This window comes from Pseudomonas sp. NFR16 (genome assembly GCF_900108875.1).
Taxonomy (GTDB): Bacteria; Pseudomonadota; Gammaproteobacteria; order Pseudomonadales; family Pseudomonadaceae; genus Aquipseudomonas.
Map to the genome: position 1 here is coordinate 403,924 of NZ_FNYJ01000005.1, position 22,308 is coordinate 426,231.

A 22,308-nucleotide genomic window follows, 5' to 3' on the forward strand; every position below is an offset into this window, starting at 1 on the left:
CTGGATTACAGTTTCTTGGCTTTCTCGATCGCTTCTTCGATGCCGCCGACCATGTAGAACGCTTGTTCTGGCAGATGGTCGTACTCACCGGCGAGGATGCCTTTGAAGCCAGCAATGGTGTCTTTCAGGGAAACGTATTTACCCGATGCACCGGTGAAGACTTCAGCCACGAAGAACGGCTGCGACAGGAAGCGCTGAATCTTACGAGCGCGGGATACCAACTGCTTGTCGGTTTCCGACAGCTCGTCCATACCCAGGATCGCGATGATGTCTTTCAGCTCTTTGTAACGCTGCAGAACGTACTGAACGCCGCGAGCGGTGTCGTAGTGGTCCTGGCCGATCACGTTCGGGTCCAGCTGGCGCGAAGTGGAGTCCAGTGGATCAACCGCCGGGTAGATACCCAGGGAAGCGATGTCACGGGACAGAACGACGGTGGCGTCCAGGTGGGCGAAGGTGGTCGCTGGCGACGGGTCGGTCAAGTCGTCCGCGGGTACGTATACCGCTTGGATCGAGGTGATCGAACCTTCCTTGGTCGAAGTGATGCGCTCTTGCAGCACGCCCATCTCCTCAGCCAGAGTCGGCTGGTAACCTACTGCCGAAGGCATACGGCCCAGCAGTGCGGATACTTCGGTACCGGCCAGTGTGTAACGGTAGATGTTGTCGACGAACAGCAGAACGTCGTTACCTTCGTCACGGAATTTCTCGGCCATGGTCAGACCGGTCAAAGCAACGCGCAGACGGTTTCCCGGCGGCTCGTTCATCTGGCCGTATACCAGTGCCACTTTGTCCAGAACGTTGGAGTCCTTCATCTCGTGGTAGAAGTCGTTACCCTCACGAGTACGCTCACCCACACCGGCGAACACGGAATAACCGCTGTGCTCGATGGCGATGTTACGGATCAGTTCCATCATGTTTACGGTCTTGCCGACACCGGCACCACCGAACAGACCGACTTTACCGCCCTTGGCGAACGGGCAAACCAGGTCGATAACCTTGATGCCGGTTTCCAGCAGGTCGTTACCGCCTGCCTGGTCAGCGAACGAAGGCGCAGGACGGTGAATGCCCCAGCGCTCTTCGGTGTCGATCGGACCGGCTTCGTCGATCGGGTTACCCAGAACGTCCATGATCCGGCCCAGCGTCGCTTTACCGACCGGTACGGAGATGGCTGCGCCGCTGTCGATGACGTCCAGACCGCGCTTCAAGCCTTCGGTGGAACCCATCGCAATGGTACGAACTACGCCGTCGCCCAGCTGCTGCTGAACTTCCAGGGTAGTTTCCGCGCCTTGTACTTTCAGCGCGTTGTAGATGCTCGGTACGCTGTCGCGTGGAAATTCCACGTCGATCACGGCGCCGATGATTTGAACGATACGTCCGCTACTCATTAGCTGGATCCTCTGAATATTTGAACCGTTAAACCGCGGCAGCGCCGCCGACGATTTCCGAGATCTCTTGGGTGATCGCTGCCTGACGCGCCTTGTTGTAGATCAGCTGCAAATCGCTGATCAGGTCACCGGCGTTGTCAGTGGCGTTCTTCATTGCGATCATCCGCGCAGCTTGTTCAGCCGCGTTGTTCTCGACCACCGCCTGATAGACCTGCGACTCCACGTAACGGACCATCAAGCCGTCCAGCAGCTCTTTGGCGTCGGGTTCGTACAGGTAATCCCAGTGGTGCTTGAGTTCTTGATCCTGGGTGGCGACCAACGGAATCAACTGTTCCACCGTTGGCTGCTGAGTCATGGTGTTGATGAACTTGTTGGATACCACGGACAGGCGGTCAATACGGCCCTCCAGGTAGGCATCCAGCATCACCTTGACGCTGCCGATCAAATCGTTGATCGATGGCTCTTCGCCCAAGTGGCTGATCGCAGCGACGACGTTACCGCCGAAGTTGCGGAAAAACGCCGCACCTTTGCTGCCGACCACGCACAGATCGATCTCTACGCCGTTTTCACGGTTCTTCGCCATGTCCTTGACCAAAGCCTTGAACAGGTTGGTATTCAAGCCACCGCAAAGACCACGGTCACTGCTCACCACGATATAACCGGCACGCTTTACTTCGCGGTCGATCATGAACGGGTGGCGGTATTCCGGGTTAGCGTTGGCAAGATGACCAATCACCTGGCGGATGCGCTCCGCGTAAGGACGGCTAGCAGCCATGCGCATTTGAGCCTTGCGCATTTTGCTGACCGCCACTTTTTCCATGGCGCTGGTGATCTTTTGCGTGCTTTTGATGCTCGCAATCTTGCTGCGAATCTCTTTTGCGCCTGCCATGTAACACCTATCAGGTTAGCAAGCGGGAGCCTCGCGGCTCCCGCTGCGGCTTACCAGGTTTGGGTGGCCTTGAACTTCTCGATACCGGCTTTGAGGCCAGAATCGATTTCGTCATTGAAGTCACCCTTCACGTTGATCTTGGCCATCAAATCGGCGTGATCGCGGTTGAAGTAAGCAATCAGCGCTTGTTCAAAGCTGCCGACCTTGGCGATTTCGACGTCAGTCAGGAACCCACGCTCAGCGGCATACAGCGACAGCGACATGTCAGCGATCGACATTGGCGCGTATTGCTTCTGCTTCATCAGCTCGGTAACGCGCTGACCATGCTCAAGTTGCTTGCGGGTCGCTTCGTCCAGGTCAGAAGCGAACTGGGCGAATGCCGCCAGTTCACGGTACTGAGCCAGAGCGGTACGGATACCACCGGACAGCTTCTTGATGATCTTGGTCTGAGCGGCACCACCCACACGGGATACCGAAACACCGGCGTTCACTGCCGGGCGGATGCCGGAGTTGAACATGGCCGATTCCAGGAAGATCTGACCGTCGGTGATGGAAATCACGTTGGTCGGAACGAACGCGGAAACGTCGCCAGCCTGGGTTTCGATGATCGGCAGTGCGGTCAGGGAGCCGGTTTTGCCGGTCACTGCGCCGTTGGTGAACTTCTCTACGTATTCTTCCGAAACGCGGGATGCGCGCTCCAGCAGACGGGAGTGGAGATAGAACACGTCACCTGGGTAAGCTTCACGTCCTGGTGGACGACGCAGCAGCAGGGAGATCTGGCGGTAAGCCACAGCCTGCTTGGACAGATCGTCATAAACGATCAGCGCGTCTTCACCGCGGTCGCGGAAGTATTCGCCCATGGTGCAACCGGCATAAGGTGCCAGGAATTGCAGCGCAGGAGATTCCGAAGCACTGGCAGCCACGATGATGGTGTTGGCCAGAGCGCCGTTTTCTTCCAGCTTGCGCACCACGTTGGCGATGGTCGATTGCTTCTGACCAACAGCTACGTAGACGCAGAAAATGCCGCTGTCTTTCTGGTTGATGATCGCGTCGATCGCCAGAGCGGTTTTACCGATCTGACGGTCACCGATGATCAGCTCACGCTGGCCACGGCCGACAGGGATCATCGCATCGACAGCCTTGTAGCCAGTCTGTACAGGCTGGTCTACCGACTTACGCCAGATCACGCCTGGAGCAACTTTCTCGACCGCATCGGTCTCGGTGTTGTTCAGCGGACCTTTGCCGTCGACCGGGTTACCCAGTGCGTCGACAACGCGACCCAGCAGTTCCTTACCAACCGGAACTTCCAGGATGCGGCCGGTGCACTTGGCACTCATGCCTTCAGCCAGAGAGGTGTAAGCGCCCAGTACCACCGCACCCACGGAGTCTTGCTCCAGGTTCAGTGCCATACCGTAAACGCCGCCCGGGAACTCGATCATTTCGCCGTACATAGCGTCGGCCAGACCGTGAATCCGCACGATACCGTCAGACACGCTGACGACAGTGCCTTCGTTACGGGCTTGGGAAGCCACATCGAGTTTCTCGATGCGACCCTTGATGATTTCACTTATTTCGGAAGGATTGAGTTGCTGCATTGCTCTGCTGCCCCTTCAAACTCAAGATTTCAATGCTTCGGCTAGTTGCGCGAGTTTGCCGCGAACTGAGCCATCGATAACCAGGTCGCCGGCGCGGATGATGACACCACCTATCAGGGCAGCATCCTCCGCAGCGTGCAGGCGCACTTCCCGGCCGAGCCGTGCACTGAGAACCTTGGCGAGTTTGTCTTGCTGTTCTTGGTTCAATGCAAAAGCACTGGTCACATCCACATCTACCGATTTTTCCTGCTCGGCCTTGTACAGCTCGAACAGTTCGGAGATCTCCGGCAGAAGCTGGAGACGGTCGTTTTCAGCAACGACGTGGATGAAATTCTGTGCCTTGGCATCGAACTTGTCGCCGCACACTTCAATAAAAGTGGCGGCCTTGTCTGCGCTCGTCAGTCGCGGGGCCTTGAGCATGCGCTGCATTGTGTCGTCTTGCGACACTGCAGCAGCCAGGCCGAGCATGGCTGACCAATTGGCCAGCTGCTGGTGGGCCTGGGCATGCTCGAAGGCTGCCTTAGCGTAAGGTCGGGCCAACGTGGTCAGTTCTGCCATGATCGCCCTCGCTTAAATTTCTGCAGCCAGTTTGTTAACCAGCTCCGCGTGCGCGTTTTGATCGATTGTGGCACCCAGGATCTTCTCTGCGCCGTTGACTGCCAGGCTGCCCAGTTGGGCGCGCAGCGCGTCTTTGACGCCGTTCAGTTCCTGCTCGATCTCGGCCTGAGCCTGAGCCTTGATGCGGTCAGCATCGACACGAGCCTGTTCACGGGCTTCGTCGACAATCTGAGTACCGCGTTTCTTGGCCTGCTCAATGATTTCAGCTGCCTGAGCTTTTGCTTCGCGCAGTTGCTGACCCGCTTTATCTTGGGCCAGCTCCAGGTCGCGAGCTGCTCGGGTGGCAGCGTCCAGTCCATCCGCGATCTTCTTCTGACGTTCGTGCAAAGCCGCGATGACCGGAGGCCACACGAACTTCATGCAGAACAGCACAAAAATGAAGAACGCAACGGACTGGCCAATCAGGGTTGCATTAATGTTCACGCCAACACCTCGCTCGTTCGTTGTCCATCACACCAATCAACTCGAAAATTCGAGCGATCAGCCAGCGAGTTGACCAACGAAGGGGTTCGCAAAAGTGAAGAACAGAGCGATACCAACACCGATCATTGTTACGGCGTCGAGCAGACCAGCCACGATGAACATCTTAACTTGCAGCATTGGAACCATTTCTGGCTGACGCGCTGCGCCTTCCAGGAATTTACCGCCCAGCAGGCCGAAACCGATTGCGGTACCCAGAGCGCCCAGGCCGATCAGCAGTGCAACAGCGATAGCAGTTAGACCAACTACAGTTTCCATCTTTCCTCCCGACTTTTACGTCGTATTGGTTAGGTTTTCTTAGATTAAAGCGGTAAAACAAAATCGTTTTTTACATCAGCCCTTGCGGGCACCCCCTCACCTTGGCGAGGGGATCATCAGACTCGCCAGGCGTGTCTTAATGGTTATCTTCGTGAGCCATCGACAGGTAAACGATGGTCAGCATCATGAAGATGAACGCTTGCAGGGTGATGATCAGGATGTGGAACACAGCCCAAGCCCACTGCAGGACCACGCCCAGGCCACTCAGCCAGAGCAGGCCGCTGCCGAACATGACCGCGATCAGGATGAACACCAGCTCACCGGCATACATGTTGCCGAAAAGACGCAGTGCCAGAGAGATCGGTTTAGCAACCAGAGTCACGAATTCAAGCAGGAAGTTGACCGGAATCAACAGCGCCTGAACGAAAATATTCTTGCTGCCGAAAGGATGAAGGGTCAGTTCACCGATAAAGCCGCCAATGCCCTTGATCTTGATGCTGTAGAAAATGATCAGAGCGAAAACGGACAACGCCATACCCAGTGTCGCGTTCGGGTCGGTGGTCGACACCGCGCGGAACGGGATGTGGTGATCACCGGAGATCATGACTGCCAACTGAGGAATCCAGTCGACCGGAATGAGGTCGACGGCGTTCATCAGGAACACCCAGGCGAAGATGGTCAACGCCAGCGGGGCGATGACGGCGCTGCGACCGTGGAAGCTGTCTTTCACGCTGCCATCGACGAACTCGACGAGCACTTCAACGAAGTTCTGCAGAGCGCCAGGCTGACCGGAGGTCGCCTTCTTGGCTGCCATGCGGAAGATCAGGACGAAAATCAGACCCAGAGCCACCGACCAGCCGAGAGTATCGAGGTGGAAAGCCCAAAAGCCCATTTCTTTTGCTTCTGCTGCGGAATGCGCGAAGCCCCAAGTGCCGTCAGGCAAATGACCGAAGGTCAAGTTCTGCAAGTGGTGCTGGATATAGCCCGAAGCTGTCTGCTCTGCCATGGTTGCCTCAAACGCCCTAAGGTCTCGAAAGTCTTGTTCTCATTAGCAGGGGTGCGAACCAGCTGACCAACTGGGTCAGCATGAACACGCCAAAAACCGCCAGCGGAGCCAGCGGCTTTATACCTGCGAAGGTCAGTGCAAACAGCACTGCCGTAAAAATCAGTTTGCCCGCCTCGCCGGCGTAGAACGACCGAACGATGGCTTGCGCTGCCCTGGCACCGGTAAACCGGAAAGCCTTATGGGCAAAATACACATTGGGCAGCCACGCTATCAGGCCTCCGCAAAGTCCTGAGTATCCAGCTACGACTCCGTGCCACTGCCAGAGCGCCACTGCTGCCAGCAGCAGGACAATCACTTGAGCCAGCAGTACCGGGAAAACAGCCAGACGATGGAACGGCAAGCGGTTTGGCGTGCGTGTCTCCATCACATGGGCTCCTCGTAAGCCGGCCGCCAAAATCAATAACTTGGCATAATTTGTGCCGACAAAATGCGCGCAGAGTATAGGGGCGGTTCAGCCCCTATTCAACTGCCGGGTAGTGATTTCCGACTACGCGTTAAGGACGATATGTTTCAGCGAATGTGAGCGAGGACACCCTGGAGTTCATCCAGCGAGTTATAACGAATAACCAACTGGCCTTTTCCCTTCTGTCCGTGGCGGATCTGCACCGCAGAGCCTAGGCGCTCGGCCAGACGCTGCTCCAGGCGAGTGATGTCCGGGTCGGCTTTGACCGGGGCCGCAGCCTCCTGTTTGCCGCTCAGCCACTGACGAACCAGCGCCTCGGTCTGGCGCACGGTCAGTCCACGTGCGACAACGTGTCGCGCCCCTTCAATCTGTTGATCTTCCGGCAATCCCAACAAAGCGCGGGCATGGCCCATTTCAAGATCGCCGTGGGAAAGCATCGTCTTGATGACTTCAGGCAGGGCGATCAGGCGCAGCAGGTTCGCCACGCTCACACGGGACTTGCCCACAGCCTCGGCGACTTGTTGCTGGGTGAGCTGAAACTCGTGCTGCAGTCGCTGCAGCGCGATGGCTTCTTCGATCGGATTGAGGTCTTCGCGCTGGATGTTTTCGATCAGCGCCATGGCGATGGCCGCTTCGTCCGGCACATCGCGCACCATGGCAGGAATGGTATCGATTCCCGCCTGCTGGCTGGCTCGCCAACGACGCTCACCCGCAATGATTTCAAAACGATTGTCCGCGATCGGTCGCACCACGATCGGCTGCATCACGCCCTGAGCCTTGATCGAATTGGCCAGTTCTTCCAGCGCCTGCGGATCCATATCGCGGCGCGGCTGATACTTGCCACGCTGAATCAGGTCCAGCGGGATGTGTTGCAACTCGCGCTGATCGGCTTGTACGGCCTGTTCTTCCAGCGCACTGACGGTGGGGCTACTCAGGAGTGCGTCCAGCCCACGTCCGAGTCCTCGTTTCTTGACGGCCATGGGATTTCCTTAAGTGGGCTGCGCTGCGGCGCGTGAAGAGCGACGCTGACGGCGGACCATTTCCCCGGCCAGCGCCAGATATGCGAGCGCGCCACGGGAAGTCTTGTCATACGCCAGAGCAGGCATACCGAAGCTCGGAGCCTCGGCCAACCGAATGTTGCGCGGGATCACGGTGTCATACAGCTGATCGCCGAAATGCTCTTTCAACTGCGCAGACACGTCGTTGATCAGGCTCAAACGCGGGTCGTACATCGTGCGCAGCAGACCTTCGATCTTCAGCTGTGGATTAAGCAGTTCGGCGATGCGTTTGATGTTATCCACAAGGTCACTCAGACCTTCGAGTGCGAAGTACTCGCACTGCATGGGGATGATCACGCCGTCTGCGGCGACCAATGCGTTAAGCGTCAACATCGACAGCGACGGTGGACAGTCGATGAGGATGTAATCGTAATTATCGCGAATCGGCGCCAGCGCCGTGCGCAGCCGCGCTTCTTTCATCTGCATTTCCAGCAGAACGACTTCCGCTGCAGTGAGGTCGCGGTTGGCAGGCAACAGTTGATAACCGCCGTGCTCCGAAAAATGCATGGCCTGATTCAGGTCGCATTCTCCGATCAGCAAATCATAGACAGAGTGTTCCAGCGCGTGTTTATCCACACCGCTACCCATCGTGGCGTTGCCCTGTGGATCGAGATCGATCAACAACACCCGACGCTTGGTAGCCACCAGCGATGCAGCGAGGTTGATGCAGGTGGTGGTTTTACCCACCCCCCCTTTTTGGTTCGCTATCGCGAATACCTTAGCCATTCTTGCGTGTGTTCCCTGTCATGCCGTGCGGCGCAGTATCAGCAGATGCCGTTGACCTTGGCAACCCGGTACGGCCAAGGCTTGCGCGCTTTCCAGATGAAAATCTGCGGGCAATGCTACCAGTTCGTCCGCCGGATGCAGACCTTTCATCGCAAGCCAACGCGTTTTGCCGTCGCCCATGTGACGAGTCCACTGCGTGAAGTCTTCAAGGCTGCTGAATGCGCGGGAGATGATGCCTGTGAACGGCAGCTCGGGCTGGAAGGCTTCCGCACGACTGTGGATAACTTCCAGGTTTGCGAGTTTGAGCTCAAGCTTGACCTGGGTGAGAAAGCGGGTCTTCTTGCCGTTGCTGTCCAGACAGGTGACGTTCATGTCCGGGAACAGGATGGCCAGAGGAATACCGGGCATACCGCCGCCACTGCCGACGTCCAGTTGACGCTCGCCCTCGATGAAGGGCACGACGCTCAGGCTGTCGAGCAGATGACGCGAGACCATTTCATCGGGATCGCGGACGGCGGTCAGGTTGTAGGCCTTGTTCCATTTGATGAGCAAGCCCAGATAGCCAAGTAACAGGCTATGCTGGCTGTCGCTCAACTCGACGCCCAGTTCGAGGGCGCCTCGGGTCAGTTCTTCTGCGTGCTGCGGGGTGACCAACGAACTCAAGCGCTTTGCTCCAACTGACGGCCCGCGCCGCGTTTTTTCAAGTGAATCATCAACAGAGAAATTGCCGCAGGCGTGACGCCCGGGATTCTGGACGCCTGACCGAGGGTCTCCGGACGAGTTATCCCCAGCTTGCTCTGGATCTCTTTGGAAAGTCCCGAAATACCGGTGTAGTCGATATCGACAGGCAGCTTGGTGTCTTCGCTGGCGCGCAGCCGAGCGATCTCATCTTGCTGGCGGTCGATGTAGCCGGCGTATTTGGTCTTGATCTCGACCTGCTCGGCGACCTGTGGGTCGGTCGAGCCGTTTCCGGTCAGTTCTACCAGGCTGGCGTAGTCCACTTCAGGACGGCTCAGCAGGTTGAGCAGGTTGTACTCGTGAGTCAGCGGTGTTCCGAAATGGGCAGAAACCGCATTACCCTGCTCGGTCCCCGGACGAATCCAGGTGGATTTCAAACGCTGCTCTTCCTGTTCGATGCCTTCGCGCTTGGCGCAGAACGCTGCCCAGCGCGCATCATCGACCAGGCCCAGTTTGCGGCCCTTCTCGGTCAGGCGCAGGTCGGCATTGTCCTCGCGCAGGATCAGACGGTATTCGGCCCGTGAGGTAAACATGCGGTAAGGCTCTTGTGTGCCCAGCGTGATCAGATCGTCCACAAGCACGCCGATGTAAGCCTCATCCCGGCGCGGGCACCAGCTTTCCTTGCCTTGGGCGCGCAAAGCGGCGTTGGCCCCGGCGAGCAGACCCTGCGCACCGGCTTCTTCGTAACCAGTGGTGCCGTTGATCTGTCCGGCGAAGAAAAGACCGCCGATGACCTTGGTTTCCAGGCTGTACTTCAGATCTCGAGGATCGAAATAGTCGTATTCGATGGCGTAGCCCGGACGCACGATGTGCGCGTTTTCCATCCCGCGGATCGAACGGACGATCTGCAGCTGGACATCGAACGGCAGCGACGTCGAGATGCCGTTCGGGTACAGCTCATGGGTGGTCAGGCCTTCCGGTTCGATGAAAACCTGATGGCTTTCCTTGTCGGCGAACCGATGAATCTTGTCTTCGATCGACGGGCAGTAGCGAGGACCGACCCCTTCGATTTCCCCGGCTGCGGAATACATTGGCGAGCGATCAAGATTCGCGGCGATGATTTCGTGCGTTCGGGCATTGGTGTGGGTGATCCAGCAACTGACCTGGCGCGGATGCTGTTCTTTGGAACCCAGAAACGACATCACCGGAATCGGTGTATCGCCAGGCTGCTCGGACATTACCGAGAAATCCACAGAGCGACCGTCGATGCGCGGAGGTGTACCTGTTTTCAGCCTGCCAACGCGCAACGGTAGTTCACGCAAGCGACGAGCAAGCGCGATCGACGGAGGATCGCCGGCGCGACCACCGGAGTAATTCTGCAAACCGATGTGGATAAGTCCACCGAGGAAGGTTCCGGTCGTCAGCACCACGGAATCCGCCATGAAACGCAGGCCCATCTGAGTCACAACGCCACGGACCTGGTCCTGCTCGACAATCAGGTCATCGCAGGATTGCTGGAATATCCACAGATTCGGCTGATTCTCGATGATCTCGCGAATCGCCGCCTTATAGAGAATGCGGTCTGCCTGTGCACGCGTAGCGCGCACAGCCGGGCCTTTGCGGCTATTGAGCACGCGAAACTGAATGCCGCCCAAATCGGTAGCCGTTGCCATCGCACCGCCCAGGGCGTCGATTTCTTTAACCAGATGGCTTTTACCAATGCCACCAATGGCGGGGTTACAACTCATCTGCCCGAGGGTTTCCACGTTATGCGTCAACAGCAGGGTCTTTGCACCCATGCGAGCAGACGCAAGTGCTGCCTCGGTACCGGCATGACCGCCGCCGATGACGATCACTTCAAAACGGGAAGGGAAATCCACCACGCACCTCGTGCCTGTTTTTTGGGGGGAATAGGAAATTGGCGGCAAGTATAGGGACTTCGCCCCCCTGAAAGGAACCTTTTGCGCAAAATTTAACCAGCTGTGGATGAAAGGCGGTTAAAAAAGTAAAAAAGAAAGAAATTTATAAAATCTTTGTTTTTATGTTTATGTTTAGAGAGGCAGATAACTGTGGATAAACAGCTACAAGCCTTAAGATACGTTATGTACAGAGAATCAAAAGCCTGTGGTCAGCTCAGCATGAGGGGCTTGGATAACATGTTTAAGCCTGTGGATTAAATGGAGGGTTACCCACAGACCCGATTATCCTCAGGTCCGTAGGCCGGTTATCAACTGAGCTGAATGCCGGTTATGCACAGGGCTCCTGCGGTGGATATTTCGGGGTGAGTCAAAAAAAACGTGCAGACGTCCTCAGCCATGGAGCTGGCGAACAGGGCGTCATAGGAGAAAGAAAGCAGGCCCGGGATGTGGGCCTGCTGAGGAGGGGATACTTATTTGCCGATGCAGAAGCTGGAGAAGATGCGTCCCAGCAGATCGTCGGAACTGAACGCGCCGGTAATTTCACCCAGGTATTGCTGGGCCAGTCGCAGATCTTCGGCCAACAGCTCACCGGCGCCTGCAAGCGTCAGTTGAGACCGGCCATGTTCGAGGGACGCACCGGCCCTGTTGAGCGCTTCCAGATGACGTCGACGTGCGCTGAAGCTGCTTTCAGAGGTCTGTTGATAACCCATGCAGGCCTTCAAATGCTCACGAAGCAACTCAAGGCCCTCACCGCCAGCCTTGGCGCTCAGGTTGATCGTCACATGACCATCGCTGCTCACTAGCAGACCTACTGGATCACCGCTCAGATCTGCCTTGTTTCGAATGAGCGTAACGTTCGACGGATCAGGGCGTTGATCAAGAAATTCCGGCCATAACGCGAATGGATCGGTGGCCTCCGGCGCGGTCGCGTCAACGACCAGCAGAATGCGATCAGCTTCACCGATCGCTTTCAATGCGCGTTCGACGCCGATCCGTTCGACCTGGTCCTGAGTGTCGCGCAGGCCGGCAGTGTCAACGACGTGCAGGGGCATGCCATCGATGTGGATATGTTCACGGAGGATATCCCGCGTCGTGCCCGCGATTTCCGTGACGATCGCCGCTTCCCTGCCTGCCAGGGCATTGAGCAGGCTCGACTTACCGGCGTTGGGTCGCCCTGCAATCACCACGGTCATGCCGTCACGCAGCAAGGCGCCTTGACTGGCTTCGCGCACGACTGTGGATAACTGCTCCCTCACGTCATCGAGCATGCGCAGGACGTGGCCATCTGCAAGGAAGTCGATCTCCTCTTCAGGAAAATCAATCGCCGCTTCTACATAGATCCGCAAGCTGATCAGCTGCTCGGTCAAGTTATGCACACGGGTGGAGAAGGCGCCCTGCAGAGATCGCAGCGCATTACGGGCCGCCTGTGCAGAACTTGCTTCGATCAGATCCGCGATGGCTTCCGCCTGAGCCAGGTCGAGCTTGTCGTTGAGGAAGGCTCGCTCACTGAACTCTCCCGGACGCGCCAGTCGGCTGCCCAGCTGTACGCAGCGTTGCAGCAGCATATCGAGCACCACGGGTCCGCCATGCCCTTGCAGCTCAAGGACGTCTTCCCCGGTGAAAGAATTCGGACCCGGGAAATAAAGCGCAATCCCTTCATCGATCACCTGGCCTTGCTGGTCGTGGAAAGGGCCGTAATGCGCGTGACGCGGCTGGGGCTGTTTGCCCACGATCGCTTTGGCGCACGTGCTGGCCAACGGACCGGATATACGCACGATGCCCACGCCGCCGCGGCCTTGGGCAGTCGCGATCGCTGCAATGGTTTCACGAGGGACGTTCATGGTCCTGCTCCTGAATAACTGTCAGATAGCAAAACGCCCCACGAGGGGGCGTTCTGATTTACTTATCAACAGGGTAGATCAGGCAGCGGCTTTCTTGGCTTTCGCCTCGATGCTGCGGGTGATGTACCACTGTTGCGTGATGGACAAGGTGTTGTTCACAACCCAGTACAGCACCAGACCTGCAGGGAACCACAGGAAGAAAAAGGTGAAGATGATCGGCATCAGCTTCATCACCTTGGCCTGCATCGGATCCGGCGGTGTCGGGTTCAGTCGCTGCTGAATGAACATGGTCGCACCCATGATGATCGGCAGGATGAAAAACGGATCCTTGATCGACAGGTCGGTTATCCACAGCAGCCAAGGCGCCTGACGCATCTCGACGCTTTCCAGCAGTACCCAGTACAACGAGAGGAACACTGGCATCTGAACCAGAATCGGCAAGCAGCCGCCCAGCGGGTTGATCTTCTCTTTCTTGTACAGCTCCATCATCGACTGAGAAAGCTTCTGACGATCATCGCCATGTTGCTCCTTCAGTGCGGCCAGACGAGGTGCAACAGCACGCATGCGGGCCATCGACTTGTAGCTGGCGGCCGACAGAGGGAAGAAAAGCCCTTTGATCAGCATGGTCAGGAAGATGATCGACCAGCCCCAGTTACCCACAATGCTGTGGATATGTTGCAGCAGCCAGAAAATAGGCTGGGCAATGAACCATAGAATGCCGTAGTCGACGGTCAACTCCAGACCTGGGGACAACTCTTTCAGGACAGCCTGACTTTTAGGACCGGCGTACAACGTGGTCGTTGTTTCAGCCTTGGCGCCAGGCGCTACGGTCACTGCCGGGCCGGTAAAACCGATGATGTAATTGCCGGCACTGTCTTTACGCGTGGTGACAGTGTTGTTGTCAGCCTTGTTCGGGATCCAGGCGGTCACGAAATAGTGCTGCAGCCAGGCAACCCAGCCACCTTGAACGGTATCTTTGATGGAGCCTTTGTCGATGTCCTTCATCGAAACCTTTTTGTAAGGTTCCGAAGGTGTCCACATGGCAGCACCCAGGTAAGTAGCGGTACCGGTGGCAGTGGTGGACGAAGGGTCGGCACTGGCGTCGCGTTTCAGTTGCGCGAACAGATTGCCGTTCCAGGCCTGAGCGCTCTGGTTATCGATCAGATAGCTGACGGTCAGGTCATACAAGCCGCGTTTGAACGTGAATCGCTTGATGTAGTTGACGCCGGCATCGCTGAATTTCAGATCCACGACCAGATCATTCTGACCATCGGCCAGTTGATAACTTTTCTGAGAGGCGGCGTAAACAGGGCGACCAGAGGCACGGGCATCAGGACCATTAACACCTGTCAAACCGCTCTGCGCGAGGAAAACGCGCTCGCCACCATTATCAAACAACTGAAATGGAATCTCAGGATGGTCCTGACGGCGTGGGTAAAGCGGCAGGCGAAGCTGCACCACGTCACCGCCGACCGGGTCGATTTCCAGATTCAGAACGTCCGTCTTCACCTGGATGAGATCTTTGCTGGCAACCACAGGGGTTTCAGCTGGCGCAGCGACTTCTCCGGTGGCACTTGGAACGTCTGCATTTGCAGCAGTAGAACCTTGTGGAGCATCGGGAATAGCGGATGTATTGGTGTTGGCAGCAACATTCTGAGTCGGCAAGGCTGCCTGACCGTAGTCCTGGTTCCATTTGAGGACACCGACATAGGTCACGATTGCCAGGGCGACGATCAGGATCGTGCGTTTAATATCCATGATTACTCGGCCATCGAAGAGGAACGGGAGGTGGGAGCTGGTGGAACCGGGTCGAAACCACCGGGATTCCACGGATGACAGCGACCTAAGCGACGTAAGGTCAGCCAGCCGCCGCGTACCAGGCCATGATTTTCGATGGCTTCGTACGCGTAGCAGGAGCAACTGGGGTAGAAACGACAATGACTGGCCATCAGGGGACTAATGGCATAGCGGTAAAACTGGATCGGAACGAGCGCCAGTTTACGCATCAGGACTGTCTACCCCCGCAGTTTCGGTTTTGACTTCTGTTGGCCGGCTGCGCGCCAGACGTTTCCAGAGCTTGCCGAAATGCTGAATCAATTCGGGGTTTTCAATATCACCCAAGCCTTTACGCGCGACAACGACGATATCCCAACCAACCAGGTTGTCCTGGTGGAGGCGAAACGATTCGCGCATCAGGCGCTTCAAGCGATTGCGCTCGACGGAGAGCTTGACGCTCTTTTTACCGATCACCAATCCGAGACGGGGGTGATCAAGGTCGTTGTTGCGCACAAGGAGCAGGAGATTTTTCCCCGGAACCTTGCCGGTAGGGGAGTCAAAGACTGCCTTGAAATGCCGGGGTGTCAGCAAACGCTTTTCCCGACTGAAGTCTCGACTCACCACCTGTGCCGATTAATCAAACTGCCAGACGCTTACGGCCTTTGGCGCGACGACGCGACAGAACTGCGCGACCGTTCTTGGTGGCCATGCGAGCACGGAAACCGTGGGTGCGAGCGCGCTTGATAGTGCTGGGTTGGAAAGTACGTTTCATGGCGTGTTACCTGGTTCGTCCACAACGGGCCGGAATGGCCCCCGTTTTAAGAGACCGGGGATTCTAGAGAAAGCACGCCCGTAGGTCAATTTCCAACCAGCGTTTCCTGCATTTACTTCTTATAGGGATTCTGAGGCCCGCTGCAAACCGAGCGCACCCCGAACACGACATAGACATAGAAATAAAGAAGGAGAGTATTTAAAGCTTTTCTGTAAAGCTTATAAAAGCTTAGGCACCGCCGGTCTGTTGATAACATTCTGAGAGTCCCATTGTGCCTGATGTACAGAGAAACTAAACTCTGTCCACAAGCGGTGCGGCGGCTGTGCTCCGCAGTCGGAAAACCTGTGGGTGAAAAGGCTATTTATCCACAGCGCGCTTATCCACAGATTTCAACCCCGACTTATGCAAAGCCCTGAGATCGAGTTATCCACATAGCTTACGAGCGTGCCGTTTGTCGGCTTTCTTTTCGATAAACGCTTGATTTTGAGGTATCTCTTAGCGTCCTACATGTGGATAAGTCCACGTCGGGTGGTTACAATGGGCGCTTGATTTTGCCTCACCGGCTTTTGAACTTAGGGGATGTCCGTGTCAGTGGAACTTTGGCAGCAGTGCGTAGAGCTATTGCGCGATGAGCTGCCTGCCCAGCAATTCAACACCTGGATCCGTCCGCTACAGGTCGAAGCCGAAGGCGACGAATTGCGTGTCTACGCGCCCAACCGTTTTGTGCTCGATTGGGTCAACGAGAAGTACCTGAGCCGGCTGCTTGAATTGCTGGGTGAGCACGGTCAGGGCATCGCGCCTGCGCTTTCCTTATTAATAGGCAGCAAACGCAGTTCTGCGCCCCGGGCTGCGCCCAACGCACCACTGGCTGCCGCCGCCGCTGCTTCTCAGGCTCAAGCCGCGCAGGCCGCCGCGAGCAGCGAAGTCAGCGCCTCTGCGCCTGTCACTGCACCCGTTGTGGCCCCTGCTCCTACCGTTCAAGCCTCTCTGGATGTGGATGACGAGCCTTCGCGCGCAAGCTTCGACCCTATGGCGGGTGCCAGCTCTCAGCAGGCTCCGGCGCGTGCCGAGCAGCGTAATGTTCAGGTTGAAGGCGCGCTCAAGCACACCAGCTACCTGAATCGCACGTTTACCTTCGAGAATTTCGTCGAGGGTAAATCCAACCAGCTGGCCCGTGCGGCCGCCTGGCAGGTAGCGGATAACCCCAAGCATGGCTATAACCCGCTTTTCCTTTATGGCGGTGTTGGCCTGGGTAAGACGCACTTGATGCACGCTGTCGGCAATCATCTGCTTAAGAAGAATCCGAACGCGAAGGTTGTCTATCTGCATTCCGAGCGCTTCGTTGCCGACATGGTCAAGGCGCTGCAGCTGAACGCGATCAACGAATTCAAGCGGTTCTACCGCTCTGTCGACGCATTGCTGATCGACGATATCCAGTTCTTCGCGCGCAAGGAGCGTTCTCAGGAAGAGTTTTTCCACACCTTCAACGCGTTGCTTGAGGGTGGTCAGCAGGTGATCCTGACCAGTGACCGTTATCCAAAAGAAATCGAAGGGCTCGAGGAACGTCTCAAGTCGCGTTTCGGCTGGGGACTGACGGTAGCTGTGGAACCGCCCGAGCTGGAAACTCGCGTGGCAATCCTGATGAAAAAGGCGGATCAGGCTAAGGTCGAACTGCCCCACGACGCCGCGTTTTTCATCGCCCAGCGGATCCGGTCCAATGTGCGTGAGCTCGAGGGTGCGCTCAAGCGCGTCATCGCTCACTCGCACTTCATGGGCCGGGACATCACCATCGAACTAATCCGCGAGTCCCTCAAGGACCTGCTGGCATTGCAAGACAAGCTGGTGAGCGTGGATAACATTCAGCGTACAGTCGCTGAGTACTACAAGATCAAGATCTCCGACCTTTTGTCGAAACGTCGTTCGAGATCGGTCGCGCGGCCACGGCAGGTGGCGATGGCGTTGTCCAAGGAATTGACCAACCACAGTCTCCCGGAGATCGGCGATGTGTTTGGCGGCCGCGACCATACCACCGTGCTGCACGCATGCCGCAAGATCAACGAGCTTAAAGAATCCGATGCGGACATCCGCGAGGACTACAAGAACCTGCTGCGTACTTTGACTACGTGATGCCGACGCAGCTTATCAAGGCAAGGGACTAGACCATGCATTTCACCATTCAACGCGAAGCCCTGTTGAAACCCCTGCAACTGGTCGCAGGCGTTGTCGAACGCCGCCAGACCTTGCCGGTTCTGTCGAACGTGCTGTTGGTCGTCGAGGGCCAGCAACTGTCCTTGACGGGTACTGACCTGGAAGTCGAACTGGTAGGTCGTGTCCAACTGGAAGAGCCTGCAGAACCGGGCGAAATCACTGTCCCTGCGCGCAAGCTGATGGACATCTGCAAAAGCCTGCCGAACGACGCGCTGATCGACGTCAAAGTCGATGAACAGAAGCTGGTTGTCAAAGCAGGTCGCAGTCGATTCACCCTGTCCACGCTGCCAGCCAACGATTTCCCGACGGTTGAAGAAGGCCCGGGCTCACTGACCTTCAACCTTGTGCAGAGCAAGATGCGTCGTTTGATCGAACGCACCAGCTTTGCGATGGCCCAGCAGGACGTCCGTTACTACCTCAACGGCATGCTGCTTGAAGTGCAGTCGGGCGTTCTTCGCGCGGTCGCAACTGATGGTCACCGCCTGGCAATGTGTTCGATGGCGGCGGAAATCGAGCAGGCCGATCGTCATCAGGTGATCGTTCCACGTAAGGGCATCCTGGAACTCGCGCGTCTTCTGACCGAGCAGGATGGCTTGGTCAGCATTGTCCTGGGTCAGCATCACATTCGTGCAACGACGGGTGAGTTCACATTTACCTCAAAGCTGGTGGACGGCAAATTCCCCGACTACGAACGTGTGTTGCCTAAGGGTGGCGACAAGCTGGTTGTTGGCGATCGCCAGGCACTGCGCGAAGCGTTCAGCCGCACCGCGATTCTCTCCAATGAGAAGTACCGCGGTATTCGCCTGCAGCTCGCAAGCGGTCAGCTGAAGATTCAGGCGAACAACCCTGAACAGGAAGAAGCGGAAGAAGAAATCAGCGTCGATTACAATGGCAGTTCTCTGGAGATCGGCTTCAACGTCAGCTACCTGCTGGACGTATTGGGCGTCATGACCACCGAGCAAGTGCGTTTGATTCTGTCCGACTCGAACAGCAGCGCGTTGGTGCAAGAATCCGGCAACGACGATTCGGCTTATGTCGTTATGCCGATGCGCCTATAAATCAGCAGACGATAGATGTCTCTCAGTCGCGTCTCGGTCACCGGGGTGCGCAATCTGCAACCGGTGACCTTCTCTCCTTCTCCCCGAATCAACATCCTTTATGGCGCCAATGGCAGTGGTAAAACCAGTGTCCTTGAAGCCATACATCTGCTTGGTCTCGCCAGATCATTTCGAAGCATACGCCTGCAACCCGTCATTCAATATGAGCAGCCTGCCTGCACCGTGTTTGGACAGGTCGAGTTAGCCGAAGGTGGGCATAGCAGTCTTGGAATCTCGCGCGATCGCCAAGGCGAATTTCAAATCCGCATTGACGGGCAGAACGCCAAAAGCGCAGCGCAGCTCGCGGAAACCCTGCCACTCCAGTTGATCAATCCTGACAGTTTTCGACTGTTGGAAGGCGCCCCGAAGATCCGTCGGCAGTTTTTGGATTGGGGAGTGTTCCACGTGGAACCTCGTTTTATGGCCACCTGGCAGCGCTTGCAGAAGGCCCTGAGGCAGCGAAACTCGTGGCTTCGACATGGTACACTTGACGTTGCTTCACAAGCTGCGTGGGACCGAGAACTGTGTTTGGCGAGCGATGACATCGACGAATTTCGGCGCGCGTACATCAAAGCACTCAAGCCGGTTTTTGAGCAAACCCTTAGCGAGTTAGTCCAGCTCGAGGGCTTGACCCTTAGTTACTACCGCGGCTGGGACAAAGAGAAAGATCTCGGCTCGGTGCTCGCTTCGTCTCTTCATCGGGATCAGCAGATCGGCCATACCCAGGCGGGACCTCAGCGGGCTGATTTGCGGCTGCGGCTCGGCGGTCACAACGCAGCGGATATCCTGTCGCGCGGTCAGCAGAAGCTGGTGGTCTGCGCGCTACGTATTGCCCAAGGCCATTTAGTGAGCCAGGCCCGCCGCGGCCAATGTATTTATCTCGTCGATGATCTGCCTTCAGAACTCGACGAGCATCACCGCAGCGCGTTATGTCGCTTGCTGGAAGAATTACGCTGCCAGGTGTTCATCACCTGTGTAGATCATGAATTGTTGAGGGAAGGCTGGCAGACGGATACGCCGGTTGCTTTGTTCCACGTGGAACACGGCTGTATCACCCAGACCCACGACCATCGGGAGTGAATGCATGAGCGAAAATCAAACGTACGACTCGTCCAGCATTAAGGTGCTGAAAGGACTTGATGCCGTACGCAAGCGTCCCGGTATGTACATCGGCGATACGGACGATGGCAGCGGTCTCCACCACATGGTTTTTGAAGTGGTGGATAACTCGATCGATGAAGCGCTCGCAGGTCACTGCGATGACATCAGCATCATCATCCATCCGGACGAGTCGATCACCGTACGCGACAACGGTCGCGGCATCCCGGTGGATGTGCATAAAGAAGAAGGCGTTTCGGCAGCAGAAGTCATCATGACGGTCCTGCACGCGGGCGGTAAGTTCGACGATAACTCGTACAAGGTGTCTGGCGGTCTTCACGGTGTCGGCGTTTCTGTTGTGAACGCCCTGTCGGAAGAGCTAAAACTGACAGTGCGTCGAAGCGGGAAAATCTGGGAGCAAACCTACGTTCACGGTGTTCCACAGGAACCGATGAAAATCGTGGGTGACAGCGACACCACCGGCACGCAGATCCACTTCAAGCCATCTGCCGACACCTTCAAGAATATTCACTTCAGCTGGGACATTCTTGCGAAGCGTATTCGCGAACTGTCCTTCCTGAACTCCGGCGTGGGCATCGTTCTCAAGGACGAGCGCAGCGGCAAGGAAGAGCTGTTCAAGTACGAAGGCGGTTTGCGCGCTTTCGTCGAATACCTCAACACCAACAAGACTGCGGTCAACCAGGTATTCCATTTCAACGTTCAGCGTGACGATGGCGTGGGGGTCGAGATTGCCCTGCAATGGAATGACAGCTTCAACGAAAACCTGTTGTGTTTTACTAACAACATCCCTCAGCGCGACGGTGGTACTCACCTCGTTGGTTTCCGTTCGGCGCTCACTCGCAACCTGAACAACTACATCGAGCAGGAAGGTCTGGCGAAGAAGCATAAAGTCGCCACCACCGGTGACGATGCTCGTGAAGGTCTGACCGCTATCATTTCGGTGAAGGTGCCGGATCCGAAATTCAGTTCCCAGACCAAAGACAAGCTGGTCTCGTCCGAAGTGAAGACCGCGGTTGAACAGGAGATGGGTAAATACTTCTCCGACTTCCTGCTGGAAAATCCGAACGAAGCCAAAGCCGTCGTGGGCAAGATGATCGACGCCGCCCGCGCACGTGAAGCGGCTCGCAAGGCGCGCGAGATGACACGCCGCAAAGGCGCTCTGGATATCGCTGGCCTGCCGGGGAAACTGGCTGACTGCCAGGAGAAAGACCCTGCCCTTTCTGAACTGTATCTCGTGGAAGGTGACTCTGCTGGCGGTTCGGCCAAGCAGGGGCGCAACCGCAAGACTCAGGCGATCCTGCCGCTCAAGGGCAAGATCCTGAACGTTGAGAAAGCCCGTTTCGACAAGATGATTTCCTCGCAGGAAGTCGGGACGTTGATCACTGCGCTCGGCTGCGGTATTGGCCGCGAAGAGTACAACATCGACAAACTGCGTTATCACAACATCATCATCATGACGGATGCTGACGTCGACGGTTCGCACATTCGTACCCTGTTGCTGACCTTCTTCTTCCGTCAGTTGCCGGAGCTGGTTGAACGCGGCTACATCTACATCGCGCAACCGCCGTTGTACAAAGTTAAAAAGGGCAAGCAAGAGCAGTACATCAAAGACGACGACGCCATGGAAGAATACATGACGCAGTCGGCCCTGGAAGATGCAAGCCTGCACCTGAACGAGTCCGCCCCTGGTATCTCTGGCGCCGCATTGGAGAAACTGGTCAACGATTTTCGGATGGTGATGAAAACGCTCAAGCGTCTGTCTCGCCTGTATCCGCAGGAGCTGACCGAGCATTTCGTGTACCTGCCACCTGTGGCCATGGAGCAACTGTCTGATCACGCTGCGATGCAGGACTGGCTCGCCAAGTTTGACGAGCGTCTGCGCGTCGGCGAGAAGTCCGGTCTGGTATACAAGGCCAGCCTGCGTGAAGACCGTGAGCGGAATGTCTGGCTGCCAGAGGTCGAATTGATCTCCCACGGCTTGTCGAATTACGTAACGTTCAACCGCGACTTCTTCGGCAGTAATGACTACAAAACAGTCACTGCCTTGGGCGCTCAGATCAGCACCCTGCTGGAGGAAGGCGCTTACGTTCAGCGTGGCGAGCGCAAGAAACCAGTGACCGAGTTCAAGGAAGCGCTGGCCTGGCTGATGGCGGAAAGTACCAAGCGCCACACCATCCAGCGCTACAAAGGGCTGGGCGAAATGAACCCGGATCAGCTGTGGGAAACCACCATGGACCCAACTGTTCGCCGTATGCTCAAGGTCACGATCGAAGACGCTATCGCAGCGGACCAGATCTTCAACACCTTGATGGGCGATGCGGTCGAGCCACGTCGCGACTTCATCGAAGCCAACGCGTTGGCGGTTTCCAACCTGGATTTCTGATCCCGGATGCGTCAACAGAAGCCCCGAATGACTCGCGTCA

General features: G+C 56.7%; 21 protein-coding genes. 4 read left to right on the forward strand and 17 right to left on the reverse strand.

Going from position 1 to position 22,308, the window contains the following annotated elements:
- Positions 1 to 5: 5 nt before the first annotated feature.
- From atpD to rpmH, 17 genes are all read right to left on the reverse strand, one after another.
- Positions 6 to 1,382 (reverse strand): F0F1 ATP synthase subunit beta, encoded by a 1,377-nt coding sequence (gene atpD / locus BMZ10_RS20535; RefSeq protein WP_062386203.1) that lies wholly within the window; start codon positions 1,380 to 1,382, stop codon positions 6 to 8.
- A 28-nt stretch (positions 1,383 to 1,410) separates the two neighbouring features.
- Positions 1,411 to 2,271 carry a F0F1 ATP synthase subunit gamma gene (gene atpG, locus BMZ10_RS20540; protein WP_093466507.1) on the reverse strand — a complete coding sequence of 287 codons (861 nt, stop codon included), beginning with the start codon at positions 2,269 to 2,271 and terminating at the stop codon, positions 1,411 to 1,413.
- A gap of 50 nt (positions 2,272 to 2,321) precedes the next feature.
- Positions 2,322 to 3,866 carry a F0F1 ATP synthase subunit alpha gene (atpA, locus tag BMZ10_RS20545; RefSeq protein ID WP_062386207.1) on the reverse strand — a complete coding sequence of 515 codons (1,545 nt, stop codon included), beginning with the start codon at positions 3,864 to 3,866 and terminating at the stop codon, positions 2,322 to 2,324.
- A gap of 21 nt (positions 3,867 to 3,887) precedes the next feature.
- A complete protein-coding gene (locus BMZ10_RS20550) occupies positions 3,888 to 4,424 on the reverse strand; it encodes a F0F1 ATP synthase subunit delta (RefSeq protein ID WP_037016920.1) in 537 nt (178 codons plus the stop codon).
- A gap of 12 nt (positions 4,425 to 4,436) precedes the next feature.
- A complete protein-coding gene (locus tag BMZ10_RS20555) occupies positions 4,437 to 4,907 on the reverse strand; it encodes a F0F1 ATP synthase subunit B (RefSeq protein ID WP_062386210.1) in 471 nt (156 codons plus the stop codon).
- Between the two features lie 57 nt (positions 4,908 to 4,964).
- A complete protein-coding gene (gene atpE, locus BMZ10_RS20560; RefSeq protein WP_002555987.1) occupies positions 4,965 to 5,222 on the reverse strand; it encodes a F0F1 ATP synthase subunit C in 258 nt (85 codons plus the stop codon).
- 136 nt (positions 5,223 to 5,358) lie between these two features.
- Entirely contained in the window at positions 5,359 to 6,228 is an 870-nt protein-coding gene (atpB, locus tag BMZ10_RS20565; RefSeq protein WP_093466509.1) for a F0F1 ATP synthase subunit A, read from the reverse strand.
- A gap of 16 nt (positions 6,229 to 6,244) precedes the next feature.
- Positions 6,245 to 6,652 (reverse strand): F0F1 ATP synthase subunit I, encoded by a 408-nt coding sequence (locus tag BMZ10_RS20570; RefSeq protein ID WP_093466511.1) that lies wholly within the window; start codon positions 6,650 to 6,652, stop codon positions 6,245 to 6,247.
- A gap of 146 nt (positions 6,653 to 6,798) precedes the next feature.
- Entirely contained in the window at positions 6,799 to 7,671 is an 873-nt protein-coding gene (locus tag BMZ10_RS20575; protein ID WP_093466513.1) for a ParB/RepB/Spo0J family partition protein, read from the reverse strand.
- Positions 7,672 to 7,680: 9 nt separating this feature from the next.
- Positions 7,681 to 8,475 carry a ParA family protein gene (locus BMZ10_RS20580; protein WP_093466515.1) on the reverse strand — a complete coding sequence of 265 codons (795 nt, stop codon included), beginning with the start codon at positions 8,473 to 8,475 and terminating at the stop codon, positions 7,681 to 7,683.
- Positions 8,476 to 8,493: 18 nt separating this feature from the next.
- Positions 8,494 to 9,138 carry a 16S rRNA (guanine(527)-N(7))-methyltransferase RsmG gene (rsmG, locus tag BMZ10_RS20585; protein ID WP_093466517.1) on the reverse strand — a complete coding sequence of 215 codons (645 nt, stop codon included), beginning with the start codon at positions 9,136 to 9,138 and terminating at the stop codon, positions 8,494 to 8,496.
- Positions 9,135 to 11,033, reverse strand: a complete 1,899-nt coding sequence (gene mnmG / locus BMZ10_RS20590; protein WP_093466519.1) for a tRNA uridine-5-carboxymethylaminomethyl(34) synthesis enzyme MnmG — start codon at positions 11,031 to 11,033, stop codon at positions 9,135 to 9,137. Before mnmG ends, rsmG begins: the two co-directional genes overlap by 4 nt.
- Before the next feature lie 509 nt (positions 11,034 to 11,542).
- The gene (mnmE, locus tag BMZ10_RS20595) at positions 11,543 to 12,913 is read right to left on the reverse strand and encodes a tRNA uridine-5-carboxymethylaminomethyl(34) synthesis GTPase MnmE (RefSeq protein WP_093466521.1); all 1,371 of its coding nucleotides are present in this window, start codon (positions 12,911 to 12,913) and stop codon (positions 11,543 to 11,545) included.
- Positions 12,914 to 12,991: 78 nt separating this feature from the next.
- The gene (gene yidC, locus BMZ10_RS20600) at positions 12,992 to 14,671 is read right to left on the reverse strand and encodes a membrane protein insertase YidC (protein ID WP_093466523.1); all 1,680 of its coding nucleotides are present in this window, start codon (positions 14,669 to 14,671) and stop codon (positions 12,992 to 12,994) included.
- 2 nt (positions 14,672 to 14,673) lie between these two features.
- Entirely contained in the window at positions 14,674 to 14,919 is a 246-nt protein-coding gene (yidD, locus tag BMZ10_RS20605; protein ID WP_062386233.1) for a membrane protein insertion efficiency factor YidD, read from the reverse strand.
- On the reverse strand, positions 14,912 to 15,310 hold the full coding sequence (rnpA, locus tag BMZ10_RS20610; RefSeq protein ID WP_093466525.1) for a ribonuclease P protein component: 399 nt from the start codon (positions 15,308 to 15,310) through the stop codon (positions 14,912 to 14,914). Before rnpA ends, yidD begins: the two co-directional genes overlap by 8 nt.
- Before the next feature lie 16 nt (positions 15,311 to 15,326).
- Entirely contained in the window at positions 15,327 to 15,461 is a 135-nt protein-coding gene (rpmH, locus tag BMZ10_RS20615) for a 50S ribosomal protein L34 (RefSeq protein ID WP_002551315.1), read from the reverse strand.
- A 585-nt stretch (positions 15,462 to 16,046) separates the two neighbouring features.
- Here rpmH and dnaA point away from each other — a divergent pair.
- From dnaA to gyrB, 4 genes are read left to right on the forward strand one after another with little or no spacing between them, the layout of a single operon-like run.
- Positions 16,047 to 17,588: a chromosomal replication initiator protein DnaA gene (gene dnaA, locus BMZ10_RS20620; protein WP_093466754.1), complete on the forward strand. Its 1,542-nt coding sequence runs from the start codon at positions 16,047 to 16,049 to the stop codon at positions 17,586 to 17,588.
- Between the two features lie 35 nt (positions 17,589 to 17,623).
- The gene (gene dnaN / locus BMZ10_RS20625; RefSeq protein ID WP_093466527.1) at positions 17,624 to 18,727 is read left to right on the forward strand and encodes a DNA polymerase III subunit beta; all 1,104 of its coding nucleotides are present in this window, start codon (positions 17,624 to 17,626) and stop codon (positions 18,725 to 18,727) included.
- 15 nt (positions 18,728 to 18,742) lie between these two features.
- Positions 18,743 to 19,846 carry a DNA replication/repair protein RecF gene (recF, locus tag BMZ10_RS20630; RefSeq protein WP_093466529.1) on the forward strand — a complete coding sequence of 368 codons (1,104 nt, stop codon included), beginning with the start codon at positions 18,743 to 18,745 and terminating at the stop codon, positions 19,844 to 19,846.
- A gap of 4 nt (positions 19,847 to 19,850) precedes the next feature.
- Positions 19,851 to 22,268: a DNA topoisomerase (ATP-hydrolyzing) subunit B gene (gene gyrB, locus BMZ10_RS20635; RefSeq protein WP_093466531.1), complete on the forward strand. Its 2,418-nt coding sequence runs from the start codon at positions 19,851 to 19,853 to the stop codon at positions 22,266 to 22,268.
- Positions 22,269 to 22,308: the final 40 nt, after the last annotated feature.

Excerpts from the sequence above, each read along its gene's own strand:
- rpmH (WP_002551315.1), bottom strand. The coding sequence starts at position 15,461 with ATGAAACGTACTTTCCAACCCAGCACTATCAAGCGCGCTCGCACCCAC.
- atpG (WP_093466507.1), bottom strand. The coding sequence starts at position 2,271 with ATGGCAGGCGCAAAAGAGATTCGCAGCAAGATTGCGAGCATCAAAAGC.
- gyrB (WP_093466531.1), top strand. The coding sequence starts at position 19,851 with ATGAGCGAAAATCAAACGTACGACTCGTCCAGCATTAAGGTGCTGAAA.
- atpE (WP_002555987.1), bottom strand. The coding sequence starts at position 5,222 with ATGGAAACTGTAGTTGGTCTAACTGCTATCGCTGTTGCACTGCTGATC.
- atpB (WP_093466509.1), bottom strand. The coding sequence starts at position 6,228 with ATGGCAGAGCAGACAGCTTCGGGCTATATCCAGCACCACTTGCAGAAC.
- BMZ10_RS20580 (WP_093466515.1), bottom strand. The coding sequence starts at position 8,475 with ATGGCTAAGGTATTCGCGATAGCGAACCAAAAAGGGGGGGTGGGTAAA.
- yidC (WP_093466523.1), bottom strand. The coding sequence starts at position 14,671 with ATGGATATTAAACGCACGATCCTGATCGTCGCCCTGGCAATCGTGACC.
- BMZ10_RS20550 (WP_037016920.1), bottom strand. The coding sequence starts at position 4,424 with ATGGCAGAACTGACCACGTTGGCCCGACCTTACGCTAAGGCAGCCTTC.
- yidD (WP_062386233.1), bottom strand. The coding sequence starts at position 14,919 with ATGCGTAAACTGGCGCTCGTTCCGATCCAGTTTTACCGCTATGCCATT.
- dnaN (WP_093466527.1), top strand. The coding sequence starts at position 17,624 with ATGCATTTCACCATTCAACGCGAAGCCCTGTTGAAACCCCTGCAACTG.
- BMZ10_RS20570 (WP_093466511.1), bottom strand. The coding sequence starts at position 6,652 with ATGGAGACACGCACGCCAAACCGCTTGCCGTTCCATCGTCTGGCTGTT.
- atpD (WP_062386203.1), bottom strand. The coding sequence starts at position 1,382 with ATGAGTAGCGGACGTATCGTTCAAATCATCGGCGCCGTGATCGACGTG.
- recF (WP_093466529.1), top strand. The coding sequence starts at position 18,743 with ATGTCTCTCAGTCGCGTCTCGGTCACCGGGGTGCGCAATCTGCAACCG.
- mnmE (WP_093466521.1), bottom strand. The coding sequence starts at position 12,913 with ATGAACGTCCCTCGTGAAACCATTGCAGCGATCGCGACTGCCCAAGGC.
- BMZ10_RS20575 (WP_093466513.1), bottom strand. The coding sequence starts at position 7,671 with ATGGCCGTCAAGAAACGAGGACTCGGACGTGGGCTGGACGCACTCCTG.
- atpA (WP_062386207.1), bottom strand. The coding sequence starts at position 3,866 with ATGCAGCAACTCAATCCTTCCGAAATAAGTGAAATCATCAAGGGTCGC.